The 2589-nt window shown below is 34.8% G+C and carries 5 protein-coding genes and 1 pseudogene; 5 read left to right on the plus strand and 1 reads right to left on the minus strand.

From position 1 onward, the window contains the following. Nucleotides 1-274, minus strand: a pseudogene (locus Q0F58_RS18740) (helix-turn-helix domain-containing protein); the annotation flags it as partial. A 168-nt stretch (nucleotides 275-442) separates the two neighbouring features. Here Q0F58_RS18740 and Q0F58_RS18745 point away from each other — a divergent pair. The 5 genes from Q0F58_RS18745 to Q0F58_RS18765 all read left to right on the plus strand — a co-directional run. Continuing rightward, the gene (locus Q0F58_RS18745) at nucleotides 443-691 is read left to right on the plus strand and encodes a GlsB/YeaQ/YmgE family stress response membrane protein (protein ID WP_294379473.1); all 249 of its coding nucleotides are present in this window, start codon (nucleotides 443-445) and stop codon (nucleotides 689-691) included. Between the two features lie 15 nt (nucleotides 692-706). Next, nucleotides 707-880, plus strand: a complete 174-nt coding sequence (locus Q0F58_RS18750) for a hypothetical protein (protein ID WP_294379475.1) — start codon at nucleotides 707-709, stop codon at nucleotides 878-880. 10 nt (nucleotides 881-890) lie between these two features. Further along, complete coding sequence (locus tag Q0F58_RS18755) at nucleotides 891-1223, plus strand: iron reductase (RefSeq protein ID WP_288947098.1); 333 nt, start codon at nucleotides 891-893, stop codon at nucleotides 1221-1223. Between the two features lie 95 nt (nucleotides 1224-1318). Next, nucleotides 1319-1684, plus strand: a complete 366-nt coding sequence (locus Q0F58_RS18760; RefSeq protein WP_015695649.1) for a TIGR02328 family protein — start codon at nucleotides 1319-1321, stop codon at nucleotides 1682-1684. A gap of 504 nt (nucleotides 1685-2188) precedes the next feature. Then, a partial coding sequence (locus Q0F58_RS18765; RefSeq protein WP_367118222.1) for a tyrosine-type recombinase/integrase occupies nucleotides 2189-2589 on the plus strand: 401 nt, incomplete at its 3' end.

Here is a 2589-nt window from a genome sequence, read left to right on the forward strand (position 1 = left end):
GATTTTCTACGCTTTTCTTGTCGACTGGGCTGCAAATGTGGTGATTCAAAAAGACAGCGATAGCTGGTGTTAGCGTGTCATGACGACCACGTAGATGACGTTTTTTCAATGCCAACGCATGAGCAATCTCAGCTTTATAGGGTGTAACTTGATGAATTTCAATCGAAACGGTTGAAGGAGAGCGTTTAATAAAGCGTGCAATGGCACGAACAGAATAATTCAATTCGAGTAAAGTTTGAATGACAGTGCGTTCTTGAGATGATCAATTAGTCACGAGTCGCAGTTCCTTTATGCTTATTTTAGACAATTACCATTAAAGGCGCTGCGGCTTTTTATTCGAGTGTTCGGTTTAATTTTACAATCTACCGTAAGCATTATTAAACTATATTATTTAGTAAGTGATACAATTAAGATACTCTAAAAGCAAAAAGGAGAATAGAAAATGGGAATTATTTGGACTTTAATAGTCGGTGGAATAATTGGAGCAGTAGCCGGAGCGCTTACTAGTCGAGGTGCTGCAATGGGTTGGATTAGCAATATACTTGCTGGATTAATTGGCTCATGGTTAGGCGAAAGTTTGCTAGGTAAGTGGGGGCCTAGTCTTGCTGGTATGGCATTAGTGCCTTCTATTATAGGAGCAGTTATTCTAGTAATTATTGTTTCTTGGATCACAACTCGAATCAAACATTGAGATAAAAGGCGAATTTTGATCATAGCAGAAGAAAATAATGAAGTAAAAAAGCAAAATAAAAAAGATGATCCTAAATCTAATGATGAAGAAAATATTTTTGATCATAATGATCAGACTGCAGATTATAAGAAGACGACGCTGATGTCAAGATTATGGACAGTATCATCAATTTTTGAAGCAACATCATGAAGATCAGCCATTGATTATTGTTGCTGGTGGAATTGGCATTACACCGTTTATATCTATTGCTCAAATGGCAGTGGAAAGACAACAAACAGTGACGTTTCTTTACTCAACTAAACACGAAAAGGATGCTATTTATTTAGATGAATTGACGAAGTTTAATCAAAGCGATATTTATTTCAAACATCAAGTAGGGCGGTTTTCTGATACACAAATTGTGGACATAATGCAAAAAAATGGTATCTATTTGCTAGCTGGTCCGCATGCCATGACCAAATATTGGCGAAATTTTTTGAAAAATAGAGGCGTGGCGGATAGCAGTATTTATTTTGAACCCTTTGAGTGGTAAGCCGATAAGCTATTAGCAGCTATTAATGTAAAGGAAAGCACATTATGTTAACTCGGAATTACTAACAATTCTAATGTTAGCAAGGTAGACAAAAAATGAGGTTATGGCACGAATCGTTAATTACAAAATTACCACGTCAACAATTGCTTGGACAACATAGAGAGTGCTGTGCACTTCGTGGCGGCGGGTGGGGGAAAAGGCACGCAACAGTGGATTATGTCTTTATTTACTCTCCATATAAATTGTTTAGATACCACAAATTAGTTATGACGGAGATGTTAAATCGCGGATACAAACCGAATGAAAATTGGCTAAATCCTTTGTATCGTGGAAATAATATGATTCCTTATAAGTCCCTGCCTATTGAAGTATCAACTTATCCTATTTATCCTGAACACGACCATAATTATTTAATTGAATGTATTGAAAATTTGAGAAAAAAAGGTATTGAAATAAAATAAAAACATCATTCGTTATGGAGTTACACACGAACAATGGCACAAGACTTAGAAGAGATATTTTCTAAGTATAAGTTTAATTTTGGATAAAAGAGTTATAAATAGAGTGAGAATAATTAGTAGTAGACAAGTTGTCTTTGGAAAATAATCTTGACATCAGCGCCATCTACATAAAAAGTAATTATCTAAAATCAACTTTAATACTATTAACAATGAAAAGGAATATTTATAATTATCTGGTTATGTACTAGTTACCAGACTAGGTTGTCGCTACATTTGAATTTGAAAAAGGTCTATAATTATATAATGACCCCTATGAAAGACTATTAAAACAGCCCCCATTATCTAATAGTTAGATAATGGGGGCTGTTTTTTTGTTAAGTGATATAATAAACCATAAAAGAAGTTTAGAAATACGGTCCTGGTCATCAATAAATAAACAATTTAATTATTTAATTAATTAATTATTTATTTAATTATTTAATTTCAGAGAGGTATATATGAATCATGGTGCAACAAATTGTCCTACCCATCAAAGACTCCAACGTCTTAAAGATGGTACAAGATACACTTCTCGATAGTTTCCGTGCTGGTCGCCGAAATTACACCGTTTTTCAAGTTGGTAAGGCCACGCTACTACGTGTGAGTGATGTCATGACATTAAAAAAATCAGATGTCTATAATCCAGACGGCTCTGTCAAAAATACAGCCTTTATTCATGATAAAAAGACCGGTAAAGCAAACACGTTATATTTAAAGCCTGTTCAGCAAGACTTGCTGCAATATCATGATTGGCTAGTCCAACAGAATATCAATTCGGATTGGTTATTTCCCTCAACCGCCCATCCAGATCGTCATATCACTGAGAAACAGTTTTATAAGATCATGGCACGCGTTGGTGATCTATT

Origin of the sequence: uncultured Clostridium sp. (genome assembly GCF_934754915.1) — a bacterium.
GTDB lineage: Bacteria > Bacillota > Clostridia > Clostridiales > Clostridiaceae > Clostridium.